This is a genomic window from Streptomyces sp. NPDC059850 (assembly GCF_042731515.1).
Taxonomy (GTDB): Bacteria; Actinomycetota; Actinomycetes; order Streptomycetales; family Streptomycetaceae; genus Streptomyces.
This window is the reverse complement of record NZ_JBHWJI010000068.1, coordinates 18,646-40,881: the sequence shown is the minus strand read 5'-3', so window position 1 is coordinate 40,881 and position 22,236 is coordinate 18,646. Positions and strand designations below refer to the sequence as shown.

The window sequence follows — 22,236 nt, the reverse complement described above, 5'->3', positions numbered from 1 at the left end:
CCGACTCGGAGTGACCCGAACGGGCCGGACGCGCGTCCCGCGCGTCAGGCCCGTTCGTCATTCCCACACGGTCAGCCGCGCCAGTCGCGGGTCCGCAGCGGCAGCCCGGACGCGCCGCCCTCCGGCGTACGGACGGCGAGGATCTGGTTGACGCCGATCCGGTTGCGTTCGAACGAGAGGGCGCAGGCGGCCATGTAGAGCCGCCAGACCCGGGCCCGGCCCGGGGAGGTCAGCCGGACGGCCTCCGGCCAGGACCGCTCCAGGTTGGCGACCCAGCGGCGCAGGGTGAGCGCGTAGTGCTCCCGGATCGCCTCCACGTCGCGCACCTCGAACCCGGCCTCCTCCAGCTGGCTCACGGTCCGGCCGACCGGGGCCAGTTCGCCGTCGGGGAAGACGTAGCGGTCGATGAACTCGTCGACGTGGTACGCCTCCTCGTCCGGCTCGGGGCGCCGGGCGATCTGGTGGTTCAGCAGCCGCCCGCCGGGGGCCAGCAGCCGGTGCAGGATGCCGGTGTACTCGGCGTACCGTACGGAACCCACGTGCTCGGCCATGCCGATCGAGGAGATCGCGTCGTACGGGCCGTCGTCGATCTCGCGGTAGTCCTGCACCCGGATCTCGACCTTCTCGGTCAGCCCGGCGTCCGCGATGCGCTTACGGGCGTACGACGCCTGCTCCTCGGAGAGCGTGATGCCGACCGCGCGCACCCCGTACGCGCGCGCCGCGTGCAGCACCATCGAGCCCCAGCCGCACCCCACGTCCAGCAGCCGCTGCCCGGGTTCCAGCGCGAGCTTGCGGCAGACGAGGTCGAGTTTGGCGTGCTGGGCGTCCTCCAGGGCCGCGTCCGGTCTGTCCCAGTACGCGCACGAGTAGACCATCGACGGGCCGAGCACCAGCTCGTAGAAGTCGTTGCCGACGTCGTAGTGGTGGCTGATGGCCTGTTTGTCACGGCGCAGGGTGTGCAGCGGTCCGCGGGTCGACCCGGCCTCCTCGCGCGGCGGGGCCGGGGGCAGTCCGGGACCGGCGAGGGCGACGAGATCGCGGACGGCGTGGCGCACCCTGGGGTCGCGCGCCGCCTTCCACGCCGTGACGAGCCGGGCCGGGCGCCCGGCGGCGGGTTCGTCGTCCCGCTCCCACAGCAGCCCGGCCAGCTGGTCCAGCGCCTCGTAGAGGTCGCCCTCGATCTCCAGGTCACCCGCCACCCAGGCCCGGGCCAGGCCCAGTTCGCCCGGCTTCCACAGCATCCGGCGCAGTGCCCGGCGGTTGCGCAGGATGAGGACGGGGGTGCCGGGCGGACCGGTCTCGCTGCGGTCCCAGGCCCGGATGCGGAGCGGGAGCGGGGCCCCCAGCGCCTCCTCGGCCAGGGTGGCCAGTCGCGTGGCGGCGTCGGTCATGTCGGCACACCTCCATGATGGCGAGTCAGGGAAGATTTACTCACCACGTAAACACCATGGAACCGCCCGGACAGTCCCGTCGACACGTCTGGAATCGGTAAAAAGGCGCACGCGAAGGGCGCCCGCCCCACGGATGGCGGACGCCCTTGGCGTATGTGCGGTATTCAGCTGTGCTCGGTGCCGGGGGCCGTCGTCAGGACGCCTTGGCCTTCTCCGCGGCGACGTCGGCGGCGGGCTTGTCGGCGGCGGGCTTCTTCGCGGCGGCGGCCGCGGAGACCGGGGCGGCGGCCTCGTAGAACTCCTCGCGGGGGTTCTCCATGGCGCCGAGCGAGACGACCTCGCGCTTGAGGAACATGCCCAGCGTCCAGTCGGCGATGACCCGGATCTTGCGGTTGAAGGTCGGCATCGCCAGACCGTGGTAGCCACGGTGCATGTACCAGGCCAGCCGGCCCTTGAGCTTGATCTTCATCTTGCCCATGACGATCATCGCGACGCCCTTGTGGAGGCCGAGACCCGCGACGGCGCCCTTGTTGGCGTGCTTGTACTCGCCCTGCGGGAAGCCCCGCATGCCCGAGATCACGTTGTCGCCGAGGACCTTGGCCTGGCGCAGCGCGTGCTGGGCGTTCGGCGGGCACCAGGCGCCCTCACCGCTGGCGAGGTCCGGCACCTGGGCGTTGTCGCCCGCGGCCCAGATGTAGTCGGTGCCCTTCACCTGGAGGGTGGCGCCGGTGTCCACGTGGCCGCGCGGGCCGAGCGGGAGGCCGAACCGGGCGAGCGCCGGGTTGGGCTTGACGCCCGCGGTCCACACGAGGGTGTTGGTGTCGACCTCAAGGCCGTTCTTGAGCACCACGTGGCCGTCGACGCAGGAGTTCATCGAGGTGTTGAGGTAGATCTCGACACCGCGCTTCTGCAGGTGCTCCAGGCCCCACTGGCCGAGCTTCGGGCCGACCTCGGGGAGGATCTTGTCGGCCGCGTCGACGAGCACGAAGCGCATGTCCTCGCGCTTCACGTTCGGGTAGTACTTGGCCGCGTCGCGGGCCATGTCCTCGACCTCGCCGATGGTCTCCGCGCCCGCGAAGCCACCGCCGACGAAGACGAAGGTGAGCGCCTTGCGCCGGATGTCCTCGTCCGTGGTGGAGTCGGCCTTGTCGAGCTGCTCAAGGACGTGGTTCCGCAGGCCGATGGCCTCTTCTATGCCCTTCATCCCGATGCCGTTCTCGGCCAGGCCGGGAATCGGGAAGGTGCGGGAGACCGCGCCCATCGCGATGACGAGGTAGTCGAAGGGCAGCTCGTACGACTCGCCGACGAGCGGCTGGACGACGGCGACCTTGCGGTCCTGGTCGATGTTCGACACCCGGCCGGTGAGGACCTCCGCCTTGGGAAGCACACGCCGCAGCGGAACCACGACGTGGCGCGGAGAGATGCTGCCGGCCGCAGCTTCGGGGAGGAAGGGCTGGTACGTCATGTACGAGCGGGGGTCGACGACCGTGACAGTCGCCTCGCCGTACCGCATCTTCTTGAGGATGCGGCGCGCCGCGTACAGGCCTACGTACCCACCGCCTACAACGAGGATCCTGGGACGCTCCGTGGTGCTCATGATTCGAGTATCCAGCACCCCCTGAGGGGGACCTCGTGAGCCCCTTCACAAGCAATGTGGGGGTATCTGCTACACTCCGCCGCCCGCTTGCCGGACGGCATAGCTCCGCCGGGGAACCGGTAACCGGAGCGAGGGGTTCCCAGCCCCGCTGAGCAGCGATAGCCGTTGAACGCGCGAGTAGACCAGAGGGTTCCCGAGCGGTCCGTCGCACCCACCGTTCAACCCGTGTTCCGGCCGATTTGATGAACACGGTCGCCAATAGCGACCCTGAGGCGGCCCAGAAGGCGGCCACCAGGCACCTTTTTCATGTGAAGAGTTTCACGAACTCTGTTGGCGAGGGTCCGTGGAAGGCCCCGGAAGGGCCCTCCACAGCCGCTCAGACGATAACGTCCACGCTCAGGCGATGCTCCAGGCGATGCCGTCGAGGATGTCGTGTTCGCTCACGACGACCTCCTCGGCGCCGGTCCGATCCATGATCGCCAGCAGCACCAGGGCGCCTGCGGTGATCACGTCGACCCGGCCCGGATGCATCGCGCCGATCGCCGCCCGCTCCGCGTGGGTCGAGGTCAGCAGCTTGGCCGTGATCTCGCCGACCTGACCGGCGTGGACCCGGGCGTGGTGGATCGCGGCCGGGTCGTACTCCGCGAGGCCCAGCGCGATGGCGGCGACGGTGGTCACCGTCCCGGCCAGCCCGACCAGGGTGTGGCCGCCCTCCCCGGGGCGGCAGCCGCCGGTGAGCGGCACCGTCTCCTCGGCGAGGTCCAGGGCCCGCTCGATATCCGCCCTGATGGCCGAGATCTGATCCTCCGTCGGCACCTCGGCGACCTGGCCGTCCGTGACGAGATGCCGCTCCGTCAGCCGGACGCAGCCGATGTCGACGCTGCGGGCCGCCCGTACCCCGTCGTCGCCGCTGACGAACTCCGTCGAGCCGCCACCGAGGTCCACCACCAGGAACGGGCCGCTCAGGTGCTCATGCCCGGTCAGCTCCTTGGTCGCGCCGGTGAAGGAGAACTCCGCCTCCTGGTCCCCGGTGATCACCTCGGGCTCGACGCCGAGGATGTCCACGACGCCACGGACGAACTCGTCGCGGTTCTCGGCGTCCCGCGAGGCCGAGGTGGCGACGAAACGGACGCGCTCGGCGCCCTGCGTGCGTATGACCTCCGCGTACTCCCGGCACGCGGCGAAGGTGCGCTCCAGCGCCTCGGGGGCCAGCCGACCGGTGCGGTCCACGCCCTGGCCCAGCCGGACGATCTTCATCCGGCGGTCCAGCTCGGTCAGCTCACCCGTGGCCGGGTCGGCGTCGGCGACCAGCAGCCGGATCGAGTTGGTGCCGCAGTCCACGGCCGCGACGCGGGTCATACGGTCTCCTCCTCCGTGGCCGGGGCGCAGGGCGCGACGCACGGGCCCTTGCGCCACCACTCGGGCAGCAGCGCGATCGCCTCGTCGCCGAGCGGGTTGACCCCGGGCCCGGCCGCGAGGGAGTGGCCGACCAGGACGTGCAGGCACTTCACCCGGTCCGGCATGCCGCCCGCGCTCGGGAAGCCCTCCAGCACCTCGATGGCGTCGCGGCGCGCGATGTAGTCCTCATGGGCGGCGCGGTAGGCGGCGGCCAGCTCGGGGTCCTCGCCCAGCCGCGCCGTCATCTCCTTCATCACGCCCTCCGCCTCCAGCGTGCCGATCGCGGACGCGGCGCGCGGGCAGGTCAGGTAGTACGTGGTGGGGAACGGCGTGCCGTCCTCGAGGCGCGGCGCGGTCTCGACGACATCGGGGTTGCCGCAGGGGCAGCGGTGCGCGACGGCGCGCAGGCCCCGCGGGAGGCGGTTCAGCTGCTCCTTGACGGCGGCGATGTCCGCGTCGGTGGGCGCGGTGGGCTCCGTCTGCGGAGGGGGCGTGTCCATGAGGGGAAATTCTCTTCGATCGGTGTCGGACCGGGTGCGGCCGTATGCGGCGCCGGTGCGGCGCGTATCAGCGGTCCGCGACGGCGGCCGCCTTCGGCGTGTCCGCCGTGTCCACGGCGTCCCAGAGGTTGGTGTACCAGGGGCGGTCGGCCGCGCCCCGGTCGGTGGAGCGCTCGGCCCTGGCGCCGGGGTCCACCATGCTGAAGCCGGTCTCGCCCGGCATCAGGTAGTGCAGATGCGCGCGGGCCTGCCGCTCGATGTACGCGGGGTCGCGCAGCCGGGCCTTCTGCTCGCTCAGCTTGGCCACCTCGGCGCGCTCGCGCTGGGCCTGGCGCCGCTGGTCGGCGATGTCCGAGCGCTGGGAGATGTACTGCCGCATCGGGTAGGCCAGCGCGACCACCAGGGAGCAGACGACCAGCGCGAGGAGGGCGGCCCGGCCGGTGAGCCGGCTGCGGCGGCGCTTGATCCGGGCACGGTAGACCCGGGCGGCGGCGTGTTCGCCGAGCGCCTTGAGTCTGGTCGCGGTGGAGAACCGATCCGCCGGCACGTCGCCTCCCCGGTGATGACTTCGCGTTGAGTAACGCCGTCCCCGGCCACGGTACGGGACCGCGGCCGGGGACCGGCGTCAGACGTGTCCGCTCCTCGGAGCCGAGTAGCGGGTCAGCCCTTGAAGCGCGGGAAGGCGGAACGGCCCGCGTACACCGCGGCGTCGTCCAGGATCTCCTCGATGCGCAGGAGCTGGTTGTACTTGGCCACCCGCTCGGAGCGGGCCGGGGCGCCGGTCTTGATCTGGCCGCAGTTGGTGGCGACGGCCAGGTCGGCGATGGTGACGTCCTCGGTCTCACCGGAGCGGTGCGACATCATGCACTTGAAGCCGTTGCGCTGGGCCAGCTCGACGGCGTCGAGGGTCTCGGTCAGCGAGCCGATCTGGTTGACCTTGACCAGCAGCGCGTTCGCGGTGTCGTTCTCGATGCCGCGGGCCAGCCGCTCGGGGTTGGTGACGAACAGGTCGTCACCGACCAGCTGGACCTTGTCACCGAGCTGGTCGGTGATCGTCTTCCAGCCGTCCCAGTCCTCCTCGTTCAGCGGGTCCTCGATGGAGACCAGCGGGTACGCGTCGACCAGCTCGGCGTAGTACGCGGTCATCTCGGACGCGGTGCGGGCCTTGCCCTCGAACTGGTAGACGCCGTCCTTGTGGAACTCGGAGGCGGCGACGTCGAGCGCGAGCGCGATGTCCTGGCCGGGCTGGTAGCCGGCCTTCTTGATGGCCTCGACGATCAGGTCCAGGGCGTCCCGGTTGGAGTCGAGGTTCGGCGCGAAGCCGCCCTCGTCGCCGAGGCCGGTGGACAGGCCTCGCTCCTTCAGCACGCCCTTGAGGGTGTGGTAGACCTCGGCGCCCCAGCGCAGGGCCTCGGAGAAGGACTCCGCGCCGACCGGCGCGATCATGAACTCCTGGATGTCCACATTGGAGTCGGCGTGCGAGCCGCCGTTGAGGATGTTCATCATCGGGACCGGCAGCAGATGCGCGTTCGGACCGCCGAGGTAACGGAAGAGGGGCAGGTCGGACGCCTCGGAGGCGGCGTGTGCCACGGCAAGGGAGACGCCGAGGATGGCGTTGGCGCCGAGCGAGGACTTGTCCGGGGTGGCGTCCAGGTCGAACATCGCCTGGTCGATCAGGCGCTGCTCGGTGGCGTCATACCCGACCAGCTCGGGGCCGATCTGCTCGATGACGGCGAGGACGGCCTTCTCCACGCCCTTGCCGCCGTAGCGGTTCTTGTCGCCGTCACGGAGTTCGAGGGCCTCGAAGGCGCCGGTGGAGGCGCCGGACGGGACGGCGGCACGGCCGGTGCTGCCGTCGTCGAGGCCGACCTCGACCTCGACCGTGGGGTTGCCTCGCGAGTCGAGGATCTCGCGAGCTACGACGACGTCGATGGACGGCACGAGGATCTCCTTCGTATGGGTCTTCGGTAGCAGCATGAGCCTAACCGCACCGAAGCCCCGGCGGGGTGCACCGTGGGGGCGGCGCACCCGGCCGGGGCTCGTCGTCTACGGTGTGGCGGTTCAGCTCAGGTGGAGCTGCTGGCCGGGGAAGATCAGGTCGGCCTTCTGGACGATGTTCTTGTTCAGCTCGAAGAGCTTCTTCCAGCCGCCCTTGACGTCCTCGGCCTTGGCGATCTTGCCGAGGGTGTCACCGGACTTGACCTTGTACTCGCCGTCGCCCTTCTTGATCGGGCCGCGGGCCTGGTCACGCGCGGCCTTCTCGGGCGCGCTGCGCGGCGCGGCCTTCGGCTCGGCGGACGGGGCCTGCTGCTGAGGCTGCGCGGAGTCGGACTGGCTCTGCTGCGGCGCGGACGGCGCCGGGGCGGCCGGGGCGCCGCCGGAGGTCAGGCCCTTGCCGCAGACCGGCCAGGCGCCCTTGCCCTGGCTGGCGAGGACCTTCTCGGCGACCTGGATCTGCTGGGCCTTACCGGCCTTGTCGGCCGTCGGAGCGAAGGCGGTACCGCCGTAGGCGGCCCAGGTGGAGGAGGAGAACTGCAGGCCACCGTAGTAGCCGTTGCCGGTGTTGATCGACCAGTTGCCACCGGACTCACACTGCGCGACCTGGTCCCACTGGGAGCTGGTGGCGGCAGAGGCGGACGTCGCACCGATGAGCGGAGTGGCCACAGCGGCTCCGGCGAGGCCGACGAGCGCGGTGATACGGGTGGCCTTGGAGGGACGGCGGTGCTTGCCCTGAGCATTGGACATGTTGGTTCGTTTCCTCACCGACGCCTACGAGGTGAGCTGTCGGGTTCGGGCGTGAGTTGCCCGGCTGGGTACGGAGGTCCGCACCCTGCTTCACCCCTAGCCGTTCGGCCGATTCCGCTGGCCTCCCGGCACTTACCTTGGGTCCCCCGCTCCTGCCTTCGGCGCTGGCGCGTCGGTACCGGACGACCGCCGGCAGGACTCGGCGTGACGGTCGACGGTGCTCGTTGTGGCGAGCGGAAAGACGTTAAACACACGTCCGGGAAACGTTCAAACACCCTTATCGCAGCGAAGAGGGCCGTTATCGATGTCACTCTGCCCACATCGGCGCAGGTGGGGGCGGGTGCGGAGAGACCGGACAGGACGGACGCCCCGGAAAATGTGACGAGAGGTATGTCTCACCGGAGCCAAACCGGTCACATCACCCCGAACTACCGACCCCTGATGGTGAGGTCAAGTCGCTGACCAGGGACAATGAGATCCGGGTCGGTTCCGATGGCCTTTTCGTTGGACGCGTAGAGCCGACGCCAGTCGCCGCCCAACTCCTGCTTTTCGGCGATTGCTGAAAGGTTGTCACCCGGACGCACTGTGTAGCCGCCATCCGAGGGGTTTTCGTCCCGGTCCGTACCGCCACGCGAAGCATGTCCGCTCGGCCGCTCATCCCGGTCCCGTTCGCCCCGGTGCTTCCCCGAGGAGCCCTTGGAGCCGCCCTCGGTGTCGGAGGGGGTCGGCGAGGGGTCGGCGGTGCTGGTGGAGGGGGACGGGGAGGGCGCGTCGCCGTCCGGCCCGTCGGGCGAGGCCGAGGCGGAACGGTCCGGCCGCTCCCGCTCGTCGGACGCGTCCGGCGCGCCGGGGGTGTGCGACGCGCGGGGCGTGTCCGTCGCGTCGGGGGTCGTACGGGACGAGTCGCCGTCCCGCCCGTCCGAGTCGCCCGAGCCGTCCGAGTCGCCGCGCTGGGCGTCCTGCCGGGGCGGGGGTGCCGTACTGCCCGGGTTCACGTCCGGGGCGTCGCCGCCGTGGCTCAGCCCGGCGTTCAGCGCGCAGCTGGGCCACGCGTCGGGGCCCCGGTCGCCGAGGATCGACTCGGCGACGGATATCTGCTGGGAGCGGCTGGCGAGGTCGGGGCGCGGGGCGTAGCTCGTGCCTCCGTACTTCTTCCACATGTCGAGGGTCAACTGAAGACCGCCGTAGAAGCCGTTGCCCTCGTTGGCGCTCCACATCCCGGCGCTCTCGCACTCGGCGACCCGGTCCCAGGTGGAGGCGGGGGCGGCCTGGGCGCCGGTCGCTCCGAAGAGCGGGATGGCGATGCTCGCACCGGTCACCCCCGCCGCGACGACGATGGCCGGAGCCTGGCGGGGGCGGCGGTGACGTCCGTTCCCGGAAAGCATGCGAATCGCCTCTCGTGTGGGGGCTCGTTTGTCGGTTGAACATAGCGACGTCACACGATCATCACAAGCCGGTGTATCCCAGGTCACGCCATGGTCACGCGACTGACTTGATGTCACTTTCCCCAGGTCACCGGGAGGGTGCGCAGCCCGCGCATGATGAGCCCGCCGCGCCAGCGCAGTTCCTCCGGTTCCGCCCCGAGCCGGAGGTCGGGGATGCGGCGCAGCAGGGTGGCGAGGGCGGTCTGGGCCTCCAGGCGGGCCAGCGGGGCGCCCAGGCAGTAGTGGATGCCGTGGCCGTAGCCGAGGTGCTGGTTGTCGGTGCGGGCGAGGTCGAGGGTGTCCGGGCCGGGGAAGCGCTCGGGGTCGCGGTCGGCGGCGGCGAGCACCACCAGCACCGGTTCCCCCTCGGCGATGTGCTGCCCGCCGAGGGTGACCGGTTCGGTGGCGAACCGCCAGGTGGCCATCTCCACCGGGCCGTCGTAGCGCAGCAGTTCCTCGACGCCGGTCGCGAGCAGGTCCTCGTCCCCCTCTTCTAGGGACCGCTGGAGCCGGGCGCGCTGTCCGGGGTTGCGCAGCAGCGCGTAGAGGCCGTTGCCGATGAGGTTGACGGTCGTCTCGAACCCGGCGAACAAGAGGATGAAGGCCATCGCCGCGGCCTCGTTCTCGGTGAGGTGGTCGCCGTGGTCGCTGGCCCGGATCAGATCGGAGATGAGGTCGTCGCCGAGCGCGGCGCGCTTCCGGTGGATCAACTCGGCCAGATACGCGCGGATCCGCTTCACGGCGCGGGCCACTCCGCCGCGCGGGCCGCCGCCGTGCCGGATCATCGTCGCGGCCCAGTCCCGGAAGTCGTCCTGGTCCTCGCGCGGGACGCCGAGCAGATCGCAGATCGCGTAGATGGGGAGAGGGAAGGCGAACTCATGGATGAGGTCGGCCTCTCCCCGGTCCGCGAAGGCGTCGATGAGGTCGTCGGTCAGCTCGCGCACCCGCGGGGCGAACGCGGCGACGCGGCGCGGGGTGAACGCCTTGGATACCAGCCGCCGCAGCCGGGTGTGGTCCGGAGGGTCGATATTGAGCAGATGTGTCGTCAGATCCGCGCGCTGCTCGCCCGGGATGCCCACTTTGCCGCGGGCGTGAGCGGACTCACTGTGGCGCTGGGGGTTCTTCGACAGCCGGGCGTCGGCCAGTGCCTGCCGGGCGTCGGCGTACCGGGTCACGAGCCAGGCCTCGACCCCGCTGGGGAGCGTGGTCCGATGCACCGGGGCGTGCTCGCGTAGCCAGGCGTACGCGGGGTAGGGATCGGTGGCGAACTCCCAGGTGAAGAGGGTGGGAGCGGGGGTAGGACAAGGCTGGTCTGACACGCCCCGACGATACCGGCCGCCGCTCATGGATTCCGATACGCCACTTATCGGAAGTAAATCCATAACGCGCAAGTAAAGCCGATTAATGTCGAAGCAATTCGACGACCATCTCCACACACCCTCCACGATGCGCTCACAGCGCGCGGCGATTGCCCGAAATCTGATGGCTGTGACCATCGCCCGCAGCGGCCCGCGACAGGTTCCGCCCAGGCCTCCGGCACATGCGCTGACGTCGCCCAATGAGGCAAAATACGGGGATGGCTGAAACCGCGTCAGGTGCCCGAATGAGCCTCCGGCACATGCACGGGGCCACCCGTCCCTGGTGATACGATCACCGCGCTTGCCAGGCGAGCCAAGGGCCCGTAAGACACACGGCGATCCGGTAAATCAGCCGAGAGGGTTACCACTCTGAGCCACCCGGATTCTTCTCACGCACCAACCCTTCAGTCCCTGGCGGTCTAGTCGTTTAAAGAGAGTCTTATGACGCATTACATACAGGATCCTGCGCTCTGGGCCCTGATCGCTGGCACGCCTCTCGCCGCAACCGCCATTATCCGCGGGCGAAAAGCGAGAGCGAAGCTCAGTACCGAGAAGGCGGAACTTGAAAACCGAACCGCCGATCTCGAAAACAACTACGCGGCAGCGGTTCAGGATGCTCAGATACGCTCCGAGGAAGCCACCAAGAGCGCACTGAAGTCCGCTATGCGGACGCTTCAGGGTCTCGCCAACGAGCAGCAGCTGGCGATCACGAAGCTGCAGGACCGCTACGGCGAGCACCACATTCTCCAGGACCTGCTGGAGATCGACCACATGAACTCGCAGTTCGGCCGCCGTGCGCAGTCGATCGCCGTTCTGTGCGACGGCTGGCTGGGCCGTCAGCGGGCCGTCGCCTCCGTCTACGACGTGGTACGCAGCGCCAAGGGCCGCATCCGCCACTACACGCGCGTCGAGATCCGCTCCCAGAGCAACTTCGCTCTGGTCAGCCGGGCCGTCGAACCGGTCGCGCTGGCGCTGGCCGAGCTGCTGGACAACGCGACCAGCTACTCCGCCCCGGATTCCCCGATCGACATCACCATCCGCACCGTCCCCAAGGGCGTCTGCATCATCATCGACGACGCCGGCGTCGGTATGAACGAGGAAGAGAAGAACCGGGCCGACGAACTCCTCTCCGCCACGCGCGCGGCGGGTGTCACGGGCCTGGGCAATCCGCCGCAGTTCGGCTTTGCCGTGATCGGCGTGCTCGCTTCCCGCTACGGGTTCACCGTCTCCGTCGATTCGGCCTCTCCCTACGGTGGTGTGCGCGCGGTTGTGCTTCTTCCCGAGGACCTTCTGACCAACATGCCCGAGCCGGAAGAACAGCCCGCACCCCGTACGGAACCGGCGGCCGGGGCCCCCGAGGAGAGCGACGAATCCACCGCGGGCGGACTGCCCAAACGCCGCCGCAAGGGCTCCATCTCCATCGTGCCGCGCTCGGACGCGGCGAACGCCCCCGCCCGGACGAGCGAGCAAACCGCTTCGATCATGGGCGCCTTCCAGCGCGGCACACAGTCCGGTCGCTCCGCAAACCCGAACAGGGAAGGGCATGATCCTCAGTGAACAACGACCTGTCATGGATGCTTGACAGCGCCCTGGAAGTACCCGGGGCACGTCACGCGATCCTGGTTTCCGCCGACGGTCTGCTGATGGCCCGATCTCAAGAGGTCAGGAAGGACGAGGCCGACACCGTCGCCGCCGCGATGAGCGGCATCCAGTCGCTGAGCCGCACGATGGCCGGCTTCTGCGGCGACCCCCATATGAACTGGCGTCAGACGCTGGTCGAGTTCGACGGCGGCTGGGTCTTCCTCATATCGGCGGGCGAGGGTGCGTACCTGGCGGTCTCCTCCGCGCCCGACGTCGACATGGCCGACATCACCTTCCGTATGCAGCAGCTCGTCGGTCAGCTCGGCAAGGCGCTGACCACACCACCCCGCGAAACGGGCGTTCAGGCATGACCGCGCCGGAGGAGCAGGAGCCCGAGTCCGCCGGATTAGTGCGACCGTACGTCATCACCAACGGCCGCGGGCTCCCGGACAGTGACCAGTTCAACCTGATCACCCTGGTCACCGCCTCCGAACAGAGACGTGCCCCGACGCTCGACCCGGAGAAGCGGAGCCTGCTGGACCTGTGTTCAGGGGGCTATCTCTCGGTCGCCGAGATCGCGGGCCACATGGGGCTGCCGATCGGCATCGTCAAGGTCCTGCTGTCCGACCTGTCGTCGGACGGCTATCTCGTCACGCGCGCCCCCGCGCCTCCCGCCCAGCTCGTCGACGTTTCGCTCCTTCAGGAGGTACTGGATGGTCTCCAGGCCCGCTTCGGATGAGGACGTCTATCTGGACGACGCGGTGCAGATCGCGGCCAAGATCCTGGTCGTGGGGCACTTCGCGGTCGGAAAGACGACGTTCATCGGCACCATGTCGGAAATACCCCCGCTGCGCACCGAGGAACGGATGACGCAGGCCGGTGCGCACGTCGACGATCTGATGGGCACCCGGGGCAAGACCACGACCACCGTGGCCATGGACTTCGGCCGTCTCACGCTCAGCGAACGGCTGGTCCTCTATCTCTTCGGCACACCCGGACAGGAGCGCTTCGTCCAGGTGTGGGAGGACATGACAAAGGGCGCGCTCGGAGCGCTGATCCTGGTCGATCCGGAACGCCTCAAGGAATCCTTCCCGGTGATCGACCTGGTCGAGCAGTACGGACTTCCCTACGCGATTTCCGTCAACCACTTCGACGGCACACCGGCCCGCCCCGATGAGGAACTGCGCGAGGCGCTGGATCTGCTGCCCGAGACACCTGTCGTCACCTGTGACGCACGTGACGAGAAGTCATCGGCCAACGCGCTGATGGCGCTTGTTCGTTACCTACAGGAACGTACCCGCTAGGAGCACGTAATGGAGACACAATCGGACTTCCCGGGTCCGCCGCCGGGTTGCCCTGCCCACCGCGGCGGCGGCGAGCGGGTACCGCTGCACGGGCCCGAGTTCGCGGCCGACCCGGAAGCCTTCTACACGCACCTGCGGTCGTACGGGCCGATCGCACCGGTCGAGCTGTCCCCCGGCGTGCCGGCCATGCTCGTCACGGACTACTCGGCGGCCCTCCAGGTGCTGCAGAACCCGGATGCCTTCGCCAAGGATGCCCGCCGATGGCGTGATTTCAACGAAGGCAAAGTGCCGCAGAACAGTCCGGTTGTGCCCATGCTGGGATATCGCCCGAACTGTCTGTTCACCGATGGGGCGGAGCATCTGCGGCTGCGCCAGGCGGTGACGGACAGCCTGGCGGGGGTGGACCCGCACTGGCTGAGCCGCCATGTCGAGCAGGTCGCCGCCTACCTCATCGCCCAATTCAGCTCCCGGGGCACTGCCGATCTGCTCAACGAATACTCCAAGATGCTGCCGCTCCTGGTCTTCAACGAGCTTCTCGGCTGCCCGCCGGAAATCGGTGACCGACTGGTCTTCGGCACCTCCGGGATTTTCGACGGCGGCGTCGACGCGGAAAAGGCCAACGAGGAACTGACCAAGGGCCTGCTGGAGCTGGTCGCACTCAAGCGGCGGCAGCCGGGAAACGATGTCACCTCGCGGCTGATGCAGCACGGCGCGAAGCTGAGCGACGAGGAGATGATTCATCAGCTCGTGATGCTCATCTCGGCCGGTACGGAACCCCAGCGGAACCTCATCTCCAACGGCCTCTACCTCATGCTGTCCGACGAGCGGTACTCGGGCGGCGGACTGCTGGTGGAGGACGCCATCGACGACGCCCTCTGGAATCTGGCCCCGATGGCGAACTACGCCCCGCACTATCCCGTGCAGGACACCGAATTCGGTAACGCTCGGCTTTCCGCGGGCGATTTGGTTCTCATCAGCTTCGCGGCGGCAAATACGGATCCCAAACTCTCCTCGTCCCGCCAGGTCCTGAGCAAGCGGGCCCATCTCGCGTGGAGCGCCGGACCGCACGCCTGCCCGGCCAAGGACCCCGCTCAGCTCATCGCCGTGGCGGCCATCGAGAAGCTGCTCAACACGCTTCCCGACATCGAGCTGGCGGTCCCGGTCTCCAGCCTGGCCTGGCGTCCCGGCCCGTTCCACCGGGCGCTGGCCGAGCTGCCCGCCCGCTTCGCCCCGGTGCAGCCCCGGCGGATCGCCGCGCCCCCGTCCGGGCAGCGGCAGACCGCCCCGACCGCACCGTCGGCCACTCCTTCGACAGCGCCTCGACGCCACGCCCAGGAAAAGCCGGAGAAGGGTAGCTGGTGGAGCTCCTTCCTGGCCTGGTGGAAGGTGTGAGGTTGTCCACAGCCCAAACCCTTTGCACCGTGAATGAATGTTCAATCACGGGGGTAGAACCTATCGCGAATTCGCGTGATCCACACATCACTCTCAGTAATTCACGCGAAAAGAGATAAGCATGCCCGGGGTATTGGACTTGAAGGAGTCATGGTGGAATCTGTCGCTGCCGGCAGCATTGTCGACCGACGATCCGTAGTTTCACTCATGTCCCGTCTTCGCTCATCGCGAGGACAATCAAACCCCTATCCGATCTACGCGGAACTCAGGGCGATGGGAGATGTTGTGCCCGCGCCCTGGGGCGGCTTTCTACTCCTGTCCCATGATGTCTGCGACCAGGTACTGCGCAGCAAGAAATGGGCGACCTTCGACGCTGAATGGCGGGCGCGCCAGGGCGATGTGAATCGTTGGAACGCGCCCGCGTCTCAGCAGCTCAGTAAGACCCTGCAAGGGCTGAATCCGCCGGTGCACACCCTGCAGCGGCGGTCCCTTGGCAATATATTCGACCGATTCACTCTCGATTCCCTCGAAAGACCGGTCACGCGCATCGCCGACACACTCCTCGACCGGCTCGGCGAGCAGCTGCGCACCACCAAGGAAGCGGATTTCGCTACCACGGTCGGCGAGGAAATGCCAGCGGCGACAATCAGCCACTGGCTAGGCCTCCCGGAGTCGGATCACGACCTCCTCAAGTCCCTGACCCACGGTCAGGGACTCGCCCAGGAACTCCTGCCCTCCAAGAGCCAGCTCGCCCAGGCGAACCAGGCCGCCGAGGGCCTGCGCGACTACTTCACCGAGGTCATCCGGGAGCGTCGGCGGAACCCCGGGGACGACGTCATCTCGGACTGGATCCGCACCTGGAACGAGATCGAACCGGACCGCTCGGTCGCCGACGAAACCCTCTACCACCTGGTGATGTTCATCGTCATCGCCTCGATGGAGACCACCTCCACGCTGCTCTCCAACATGGTGTGGCTGCTCGATCAGCACCCCGGCACCGCGGCCTGGCTGCGGTCCCATCCCGAGCAGGTGCCGCAGGCCGTCGAGGAAGTGCTCCGCTACGACTCGCCGATCCATCTGACCACCCGGGTCGCCACCGAGGACACCATTCTCGGCGGCTATCGCATATCGAGGGACGAGGTGGTCCACGTGATGCTGGGCGCCGCCAACCACGACCCGGCGCAGCACACCGATCCCGGCACCTTCGACGTGCTGCGCACGGGAAGTCATCTCGGTTTCGGCGGCGGAATCCACTACTGCATCGGAGCGGCCCTGGCCCGGCTGGAGGCCACCGTTCTGCTGAAGTCCCTCGTCAGGCGTTTTCCGACCCTCCGCGTCAGCGCGCCTCCCGTTTGGGAGCCGCGGGTCGCCTTCCGGCGGCTCACCGCGCTGCACGTGACCGAGCGCTGAGAGGACAGGCATGTTCGACGACGTCAAAACCCTGCACATCAGCGGTGATGGACCCGCACTCCGAGTGGAACTCAACACTCCGGAATCCGGTAACGCGATCAGCGAGGAGATTCTCGACGATCTCCTCGCGGTGCTGGAAGAAGTGCACAACCGGCCGGACATACGGGTGTTGGTGCTCTCGGGCGCCGGACCCGATTTCTGCCGGGGCGGAGACCGCCACGAATTCAGCGGACAACTTGACCACGACCCCACCGGATCAGGGCTGCGGACCATCGGCGGCAAGGCACGCAGAGTATGCGACGCCCTCGCCACCGCCCCCGCCGTCACCATCGCCCGGCTGCACGGACAGGTCATCGGGGCGGGCCTGGCCCTCGCCCTCTTCTGCGATCTGCGCGTCGGCGCGTTCGACAGCCGGTTCCGGCTGCCCGAACTCGCCCTCGGCCTCCCGGCCGCCTGGGGCGGTTCACTGCCGCGGCTGCTGCACGAGGTGGGCGCCGCCAGGATCCGCGAACTGATCCTGACCGGGGACAGCTTCGACGCCGTCCGGGCGGAACAGCTGTCCGTGCTGCACCGGGTGGTCCCCGAAGCCGGGCTGGACGACGCCGTCACGGAGTGGTCCAAGCCCGTACTGCGGCGCTCAGCGGCGGCCCTGCGCACCACCAAGGCGCTGCTGAACTCCTACGCGTCCGCCTCCCGGCTCGGCGACACCACGATGCTGGACGCGGAGGTGCTGTCGGCCGTGGTCGCGGCGGGACGCCAGCGGTAGGACGCCAGCGGCTGACCGTCGGCCGGGGACGCCCCGACCGGCGGTCAGCCGCTGCCGCCCGAGCCCGCGTCCCTGGTGCCGGAGCCGCCCAGCTGGTGCGGGCGGCGCCGGACGCCGTCCGGGGCCAGCTCGTCGGGCTCCCGGTGCCGCGTCTGGTAGCCGACCCGGTCCTGATCGTCCTGATGGCCTGGGCCGTGCCCCGCCTGCCGCGCCTCCCGGGCGCTCTCGTCCACCTGCTGCCAGGAGCCGGAACGGGGCTTCGGCTCCTGGGTCGGGACCGGTTCGCGGGCCCGCAGCCGGATGCCCCACCAGATGGCCGCGATGAGGATCACGACCACCACGATGCCGACGATCAGCGGTGCCGTCCCGACCACGAAGTCGTGGGGCACGGCCAAGTCCATGGCGTACGTATCCATGACGGCCGGGTACCCCGGTGCGCGGGCCTAACCCCCGTACCGTTCAGCGCCTGCCGCTCAGGCCGTCCCGCTCAGGCCGTGCCCTCCGCCGCCAGGATCGCGTCCCGGTAGGCGCGGGCCGCCGCGCGCAGCGCCGTCTCGGGCTCGACCCCGGCCTCCTTGGCGCGGACCGCGAGCGCCAGCAGTTCGTAGCCGAAGCCCTCGCCGTCCGGAAGGGCGACCGCGAGACCCGCGGTACGGGTACGGGAGGCGAGCTGGGCGGTCAGGGCGAGCGCAGGCTGACCGAGCGGCACCCCTTCGGTGACCGAATCGCGCTGCTTCTCGGCCGTCTTGGTGCGCAGCCAGTGCTCCTTGACGTCCTCGGCGGTCTCCGCGACCTCCTCGCCGAACACATGCGGATGGCGGCGGATCAGCTTGTCCACGATGCCACCGGCCACATCGTCGATCGCGAACGGCTCGTCCTCGTCCTCCTGCGCGATCCGGGCGTGGAAGACGACCTGGAGCAGCACATCGCCCAGCTCCTCGCGCAGCGCCTCCCGGTCGCCCTCCTCGATGGCCTCGACGAGTTCGTACGCCTCCTCGATGCCGTACTTGACCAGCTCCTCATGGGTGCGCGCGCCGCTCCACGGGCACTCCGCCCGGATCCGGTCCATCACCTGGACCAGGTCGAGCAGCCGTGCGCCCGGCAGGTCGTACGAACCGGGCAGCAGCTCCAGGTCCGGCATCGCCTCGCGGCCCGAACCCGCCAGCCGGGCCAGCCCGTCCGTCAGCGCGGACTCCCCGTCGGCCGAGGTGATCACGACGGCGCTGCGGCCGCCCTCCGCGACGCAGTAGTCGACCAGCTCGCGCGCCGCCGGAACCGTGTGCTCGACCTCGATGCCCGCCTCGCGCAGATACGGCAGCTGCGGATGGTGATCATCCCCGCACAGCACCCGGTCCGCCCCGCGCAGCGCCTGCCAGGCGGGCCAGGAGAGCAGCCCGGGGGCCACCCGGTGGCTGGTGGTGAGGAGGACGACACGGCCGGTGGCGAGGCCGGAGGCGGGGGCGGCGGAGTCAGGCGTGGTCACCCTTGAAACGTAACCTACGCGGGTTGCCGGTCGGCCGTGGAGGTGCGCAGCCAGGCCTCCTTGGCGAGGACCGCGGTGCCCTTGGTGTCGTCCCAGTTGCCGTAGCGCGGGTTGACCTTGATGGCGAGGTCCTTGGAGGTGCGGGTGAACACCGCGTTGACCTTGGCGACGCCGAGCTTGCGCAGCAGCGCGGTACGGGTCAGCTCCATGCGGACCGCGTCGTCGATCTGGTCCGGGGCGATGCCCTGCTCCAGGTAGGCGGCGCGCAGCGCGGCGGCCCCGCCGGACTGCTGCTCGGCGGCGGCTCGGGCGCGCTGCACCGCACGGCGGCTGACGCCGATGCCGTTGTCCTGTCCGGCCCGCTCGATGACCTTGAACTGGATCATGCGGATCAGGGTGTTCTGGGTCAGCTGGCCGCTGGCGGCGACCAGCTGGTCCGCCCTCGGGGAACCGGTCTGCGCGTCCCGTACGTCCTTCACCTGGGCCTGGAGCTGCGACTCGGTGATCCGGCCGTCGTCCAGGACGGCCGCGGAACCGGCCTTCGGGGTGCCCCCGCAGGCGGTGAGGAGGGGGGCGCAGACCAGCAGGGCGGACGCGGCGGAGAAGGAGAGCGCAGTACGGCGGCGGATCATTGAGCCTCCCGGCAGAGATCGTGCGGCGCGACAAACGATCTGGCGTTGATCGATGGTATGGAGTCGGCGCGGCCTAGGCCACTGCTTGGACAACGATTCACCCCGGTCTTGGTCAGCGTCCGGCCGAGATCCAGCGGAGATGCAACCGCCCCGCCCCCGTCGCGTATCTTTTCGACCGGACCGCCCTCCCCCTGCCCCGCATGCCCCTCATGCCCCTCATGACAAGGACCCTGGATGGACACGGCAGCGACAGCCCCGCCCGGCACCACCGCCGAAGGGGCGACCGCCGCCGCCACGGGCAGGGAGCGGCTGCGCGCCCGGGCGGTGGCGCTGCGCCGGCCGGGGCTGGACCCGTACTGGCTGGCCCTCGGCCTGTTCGCCGCCTTCGCGACCCTGTCGGTCTGCCGCTACCGCCGCATGGCCACCATGTCGTGGGACCTGGGCATCTTCGAGCAGGCGATACGGGCGTACGCGCACTTCCAGGCCCCCATAGCCGATCTCAAGGGCCCCGGCGCCAACATCCTCGGCGACCACTTCAGCCCCATCACCGCCCTGCTCGCGCCGCTCTACCGGATCCTCCCGAGCCCGGTCACGCTGCTCGTCGCGCAGGCCGCCCTGTTCGCGCTCTCCGCCGTCCCCGTCACGCGGACCGCCGCCCGGCTCCTCGGCCGGGCCCGGGGGCTCGCGATCGGCGCCGCGTACGGACTGGCCTGGGGCCTCCAGCGCGCCGTGGACTTCGACTTCCACGAGATCTGCTTCGCCGTCCCGCTCATCGCCTTCTCCCTCGAAGCCGTCATCCTCCGGCGCTGGTACGCGGCGATGCTGTGGGCCGCCCCGCTGGTCTTCGTCAAGGAGGACATGGGCGCCACGGTCGCCGCGATCGGCGTCGTCATCGCGCTACGCGCCCTGCGCGAGCGGGTGCCGGGCATCGCGCCGCTCGCCGTCGCCCTCATGGGCTTCGGCGTGCTGATCTCGGCGCTCGCGCTCGGCGTCATCATCCCCGGCTTCAACGGGGCCGGTTCGTACGACTACTGGGACAAGGTCGGCAGCGGCGGCTCGGACGCCACCATCCCCTTCCTCACCGCGCTGCGCACCCTGCTGTGGGTGCTGCTGCCGACCACCGGGCTGCTCGCGCTGCGCTCCCCGCTGCTGCTGGCCGCGCTGCCCACCCTCGGCTGGCGCTTCGTCTCCCACGACGAGCACTACTGGGGCACCGACTGGCACTACAGCGCGGTGCTGATGCCCGTCGTCTTCCTGGCCCTGGTCGACGCGCTCGACCGGATCAAGGCCAGCCGCCGCGACTGGCTCGTCCGTTACGCCCGTCAGATACCCGCCGCGGTCTGCGCCGCGGCCCTGGCCCTGACCACCGCGCTGCCGCTCGGCGGGCTCACCGAGGAGGCCACCTACCGCAAGCCGCCCACCGTGAGCGCGGTGGAGCGGCTGCTGGACCGGATACCCGACGGCGCGACGGTCGAGGCCAACGTCGGCCCGATAGCCCGCCTCACCAGCCGCTGCCGGGTCTTCTGGGTCGGCTCCACGCAGGGCGTCACCCCGCAGTACCTGGCCCTGGCCGAGCCGCCGGACCGCACCGTGCGGCAGGAGCTGGACTACGCGAAGCAGCTGCACCCCAAGGCGCGGTACGAGGCGCTGGCGTCCGCCGGGGGCTACTGGCTGCTGAAGCTCAAGACCTGAAGCTCAAGACCTGAAGAAGCTCAAGCCCTGAAGCTCAAGACTCCATCGGCTGCGGGGCGATGACCGCGAACGGCGCGCCCTGCGGGTCCTGCACCAGGGCCATCCGCCCGGCGACCATGTCGAACGGCGGCTTCATCACCGTCCCGCCCTCCGCCGACAGCTTCGCCACCGTCCGGTCGACGTTGTCGACCGAGAAGTAGATCAGCCAGTGCGAGGGCGTTCCGGACGGGACCCCTTCGCGCAGCGTCTGGAGCCCGCCGACCGTGCGGCCGTTCACGGTGAGGGCGTAGTAGCCCGCGGCGTCGTCCTCGGCACCCTCCATGGGGCTCGTCTCGATGCCGAGCGCCTCCGCGTAGAACGTGCTCGCCGCCTCGCGGTCGCTGGTGTTCAGCTCGTTCCACACCAGCGCGCCCGATTCGTTGACGATGCCCGCCCCGGGGAACTGCCGCGCCTCCCAGACGCCGAAGACGGCCCCGGTGGGGTCGGCCGCCACCATCATCTTCCCGAGGTCCATCACGTCCATGACGGGCAGCAGCACGGTGCCGCCGTTACGGCTGATCGCCTCCGAGGTGGCCTGGGCGTCGGTGGAGGCGAAGTAGGTGGTCCAGACGGTCGGCGGCGCGGGCTGGTCGTCCATCGCCTGCGCGGCCATCACCCCCGCCACCGGGTGGTCCTTGAGCGTGCAGACCGTGTACCCGCCGAACTCGGCCGGGCCGATCTCCCCGGACCAGCCGAACAGGCCGGTGTAGAAGTCGAGGGCGGCCTGCTGATCGGAGGCCGTCAGATCGACCCAGCAGGGGGTGCCGGGCTGGTAGGGCGCGGTGAATTCGGGCATCGGGTGCCTCCCGGTCGGGCCTCTGCGCTCAATTCTCCTCCGGTGCGGCGGGAGCGCCACTCGGCGGCTTTGGCAAGATTTCGATCATGATTGATCCACGGGGGCAGCAACAGCCCTATCCGCACTCCCCTCCGCCCAACCCCTACGCACAGCCGTACGCTCCCCCTTCCCCGCAACCGGTGCGGGTCCCGGAGCCCGCCGGTGACGAGCGGCGCATGTTCGCGGCGGCGGTGGACTGCGTCCTCGCCCTGGGCGGCGGCGTCCCCCTCGGCATGGACGTCCTCCCGAAGCTCAAAGTCGAGATCGAGCCCCTGTTCCTGGCCATAGCCTGCGTATTCGGGCTGTCGATCATCAACCAGGTGCTGGGGGCCTGGATCTTCCGGGCCTCGCTCGGCAAGTGGATGCTGCGGATGCGCGTGGTGCGCGAGACCGACGCCGGGCGGCCGGGCTTCTGGCGGCTGGTCCACCGGTGGCTGCTCGGGATGACCTGGCTGCCGATGCAGCCGCTGCGCTATCTGACCTGCGCGGACGGCGATCCGTACGAGGACCACTGCAAGCTCCGCTACGTGCGCCTCAAGGATCTGCGGCGGCTGCGGCATATGGGCTGACGGACCGCCACGGAACCGCGAAAAACCGGGCGGCGGCCAACCCCCTCAGGGTGGGGCGCCGCCCCGCCGGGTAGGGGAGACGCCGTGTGAGGGCGCGCGGCCCCCCCCCCCCAGGCGCCA

Annotated in this window: 22 protein-coding genes and 1 riboswitch; of the genes, 9 read left to right on the top strand and 13 right to left on the bottom strand. The window is 69.7% G+C overall.

Features of this window, described 5'->3' with window-relative positions; translation table 11 throughout:
- Nucleotides 1-71: 71 nt before the first annotated feature.
- The 9 genes from ACFV9T_RS36925 to ACFV9T_RS36885 all read right to left on the bottom strand — a co-directional run bounded on the left by ACFV9T_RS36925 (nucleotide 72) and on the right by ACFV9T_RS36885 (nucleotide 10,401).
- Entirely contained in the window at nucleotides 72-1,391 is a 1,320-nt protein-coding gene (locus ACFV9T_RS36925) for a class I SAM-dependent methyltransferase (RefSeq protein ID WP_385446908.1), read from the bottom strand.
- Between the two features lie 193 nt (nucleotides 1,392-1,584).
- Nucleotides 1,585-2,988 carry an NAD(P)/FAD-dependent oxidoreductase gene (locus ACFV9T_RS36920; RefSeq protein WP_385446907.1) on the bottom strand — a complete coding sequence of 468 codons (1,404 nt, stop codon included), beginning with the start codon at nucleotides 2,986-2,988 and terminating at the stop codon, nucleotides 1,585-1,587.
- A 396-nt stretch (nucleotides 2,989-3,384) separates the two neighbouring features.
- Nucleotides 3,385-4,347: an exopolyphosphatase gene (locus tag ACFV9T_RS36915; protein ID WP_385446906.1), complete on the bottom strand. Its 963-nt coding sequence runs from the start codon at nucleotides 4,345-4,347 to the stop codon at nucleotides 3,385-3,387.
- The gene (locus ACFV9T_RS36910; RefSeq protein ID WP_385446905.1) at nucleotides 4,344-4,886 is read right to left on the bottom strand and encodes a DUF501 domain-containing protein; all 543 of its coding nucleotides are present in this window, start codon (nucleotides 4,884-4,886) and stop codon (nucleotides 4,344-4,346) included. Before ACFV9T_RS36910 ends, ACFV9T_RS36915 begins: the two co-directional genes overlap by 4 nt.
- Nucleotides 4,887-4,953: 67 nt before the next feature.
- Nucleotides 4,954-5,433, bottom strand: coding sequence for a septum formation initiator family protein (locus tag ACFV9T_RS36905; protein ID WP_385446904.1), 480 nt, complete (start codon nucleotides 5,431-5,433; stop codon nucleotides 4,954-4,956).
- A gap of 113 nt (nucleotides 5,434-5,546) precedes the next feature.
- A complete protein-coding gene (gene eno, locus ACFV9T_RS36900; protein WP_385446913.1) occupies nucleotides 5,547-6,827 on the bottom strand; it encodes a phosphopyruvate hydratase in 1,281 nt (426 codons plus the stop codon).
- A gap of 120 nt (nucleotides 6,828-6,947) precedes the next feature.
- A complete protein-coding gene (locus tag ACFV9T_RS36895) occupies nucleotides 6,948-7,631 on the bottom strand; it encodes a transglycosylase family protein (protein ID WP_385446903.1) in 684 nt (227 codons plus the stop codon).
- A 6-nt stretch (nucleotides 7,632-7,637) separates the two neighbouring features.
- Nucleotides 7,638-7,805: riboswitch (cyclic di-AMP (ydaO/yuaA leader) on the bottom strand.
- Between the two features lie 254 nt (nucleotides 7,806-8,059).
- The gene (locus ACFV9T_RS36890) at nucleotides 8,060-9,016 is read right to left on the bottom strand and encodes a transglycosylase family protein (protein ID WP_385446902.1); all 957 of its coding nucleotides are present in this window, start codon (nucleotides 9,014-9,016) and stop codon (nucleotides 8,060-8,062) included.
- Nucleotides 9,017-9,129: 113 nt separating this feature from the next.
- Entirely contained in the window at nucleotides 9,130-10,401 is a 1,272-nt protein-coding gene (locus ACFV9T_RS36885) for a cytochrome P450 (protein WP_385446901.1), read from the bottom strand.
- A 453-nt stretch (nucleotides 10,402-10,854) separates the two neighbouring features.
- Between ACFV9T_RS36885 and ACFV9T_RS36880 the strand changes: the two genes are divergently transcribed.
- The 7 genes from ACFV9T_RS36880 (at nucleotide 10,855) to ACFV9T_RS36850 (ending at nucleotide 16,866) form a co-directional block, all read left to right on the top strand.
- On the top strand, nucleotides 10,855-11,970 hold the full coding sequence (locus ACFV9T_RS36880) for an ATP-binding protein (RefSeq protein ID WP_385446900.1): 1,116 nt from the start codon (nucleotides 10,855-10,857) through the stop codon (nucleotides 11,968-11,970).
- Entirely contained in the window at nucleotides 11,967-12,365 is a 399-nt protein-coding gene (locus ACFV9T_RS36875; RefSeq protein ID WP_123107967.1) for a roadblock/LC7 domain-containing protein, read from the top strand. The genes ACFV9T_RS36880 and ACFV9T_RS36875 overlap by 4 nt, the downstream gene beginning before the upstream one ends.
- Nucleotides 12,362-12,733, top strand: coding sequence for a DUF742 domain-containing protein (locus ACFV9T_RS36870; RefSeq protein WP_385446899.1), 372 nt, complete (start codon nucleotides 12,362-12,364; stop codon nucleotides 12,731-12,733). Before ACFV9T_RS36875 ends, ACFV9T_RS36870 begins: the two co-directional genes overlap by 4 nt.
- Nucleotides 12,708-13,298, top strand: coding sequence for an ATP/GTP-binding protein (locus ACFV9T_RS36865; RefSeq protein ID WP_385446898.1), 591 nt, complete (start codon nucleotides 12,708-12,710; stop codon nucleotides 13,296-13,298). Before ACFV9T_RS36870 ends, ACFV9T_RS36865 begins: the two co-directional genes overlap by 26 nt.
- 9 nt (nucleotides 13,299-13,307) lie before the next feature.
- A complete protein-coding gene (locus tag ACFV9T_RS36860) occupies nucleotides 13,308-14,690 on the top strand; it encodes a cytochrome P450 (RefSeq protein ID WP_385446897.1) in 1,383 nt (460 codons plus the stop codon).
- Between the two features lie 150 nt (nucleotides 14,691-14,840).
- Nucleotides 14,841-16,100, top strand: coding sequence for a cytochrome P450 (locus ACFV9T_RS36855; RefSeq protein WP_385446896.1), 1,260 nt, complete (start codon nucleotides 14,841-14,843; stop codon nucleotides 16,098-16,100).
- A gap of 10 nt (nucleotides 16,101-16,110) precedes the next feature.
- Nucleotides 16,111-16,866 carry an enoyl-CoA hydratase/isomerase family protein gene (locus tag ACFV9T_RS36850; RefSeq protein WP_385446895.1) on the top strand — a complete coding sequence of 252 codons (756 nt, stop codon included), beginning with the start codon at nucleotides 16,111-16,113 and terminating at the stop codon, nucleotides 16,864-16,866.
- Nucleotides 16,867-16,910: 44 nt separating this feature from the next.
- Here ACFV9T_RS36850 and ACFV9T_RS36845 read toward each other — a convergent pair whose 3' ends face one another.
- The 3 genes from ACFV9T_RS36845 to ACFV9T_RS36835 form a co-directional block, all read right to left on the bottom strand.
- Complete coding sequence (locus ACFV9T_RS36845) at nucleotides 16,911-17,282, bottom strand: DUF6479 family protein (RefSeq protein WP_385446894.1); 372 nt, start codon at nucleotides 17,280-17,282, stop codon at nucleotides 16,911-16,913.
- 71 nt (nucleotides 17,283-17,353) lie between these two features.
- On the bottom strand, nucleotides 17,354-18,349 hold the full coding sequence (locus ACFV9T_RS36840) for a nucleoside triphosphate pyrophosphohydrolase (RefSeq protein ID WP_385446893.1): 996 nt from the start codon (nucleotides 18,347-18,349) through the stop codon (nucleotides 17,354-17,356).
- A gap of 14 nt (nucleotides 18,350-18,363) precedes the next feature.
- Nucleotides 18,364-18,981 (bottom strand): SurA N-terminal domain-containing protein, encoded by a 618-nt coding sequence (locus ACFV9T_RS36835; RefSeq protein ID WP_385446892.1) that lies wholly within the window; start codon nucleotides 18,979-18,981, stop codon nucleotides 18,364-18,366.
- Nucleotides 18,982-19,215: 234 nt separating this feature from the next.
- On the opposite strand from ACFV9T_RS36835, the gene ACFV9T_RS36830 reads away from it, so the two are divergent.
- Nucleotides 19,216-20,673, top strand: coding sequence for a DUF2079 domain-containing protein (locus ACFV9T_RS36830; protein WP_385446891.1), 1,458 nt, complete (start codon nucleotides 19,216-19,218; stop codon nucleotides 20,671-20,673).
- A 34-nt stretch (nucleotides 20,674-20,707) separates the two neighbouring features.
- Here the strand turns inward: ACFV9T_RS36830 and ACFV9T_RS36825 are convergent, their stop codons facing one another.
- Nucleotides 20,708-21,508, bottom strand: a complete 801-nt coding sequence (locus ACFV9T_RS36825) for a VOC family protein (RefSeq protein ID WP_385446890.1) — start codon at nucleotides 21,506-21,508, stop codon at nucleotides 20,708-20,710.
- Between the two features lie 86 nt (nucleotides 21,509-21,594).
- Between ACFV9T_RS36825 and ACFV9T_RS36820 the strand changes: the two genes are divergently transcribed.
- Nucleotides 21,595-22,116, top strand: coding sequence for an RDD family protein (locus tag ACFV9T_RS36820; RefSeq protein ID WP_385446889.1), 522 nt, complete (start codon nucleotides 21,595-21,597; stop codon nucleotides 22,114-22,116).
- The last annotated feature ends 120 nt before the right edge of the window (nucleotides 22,117-22,236 follow it).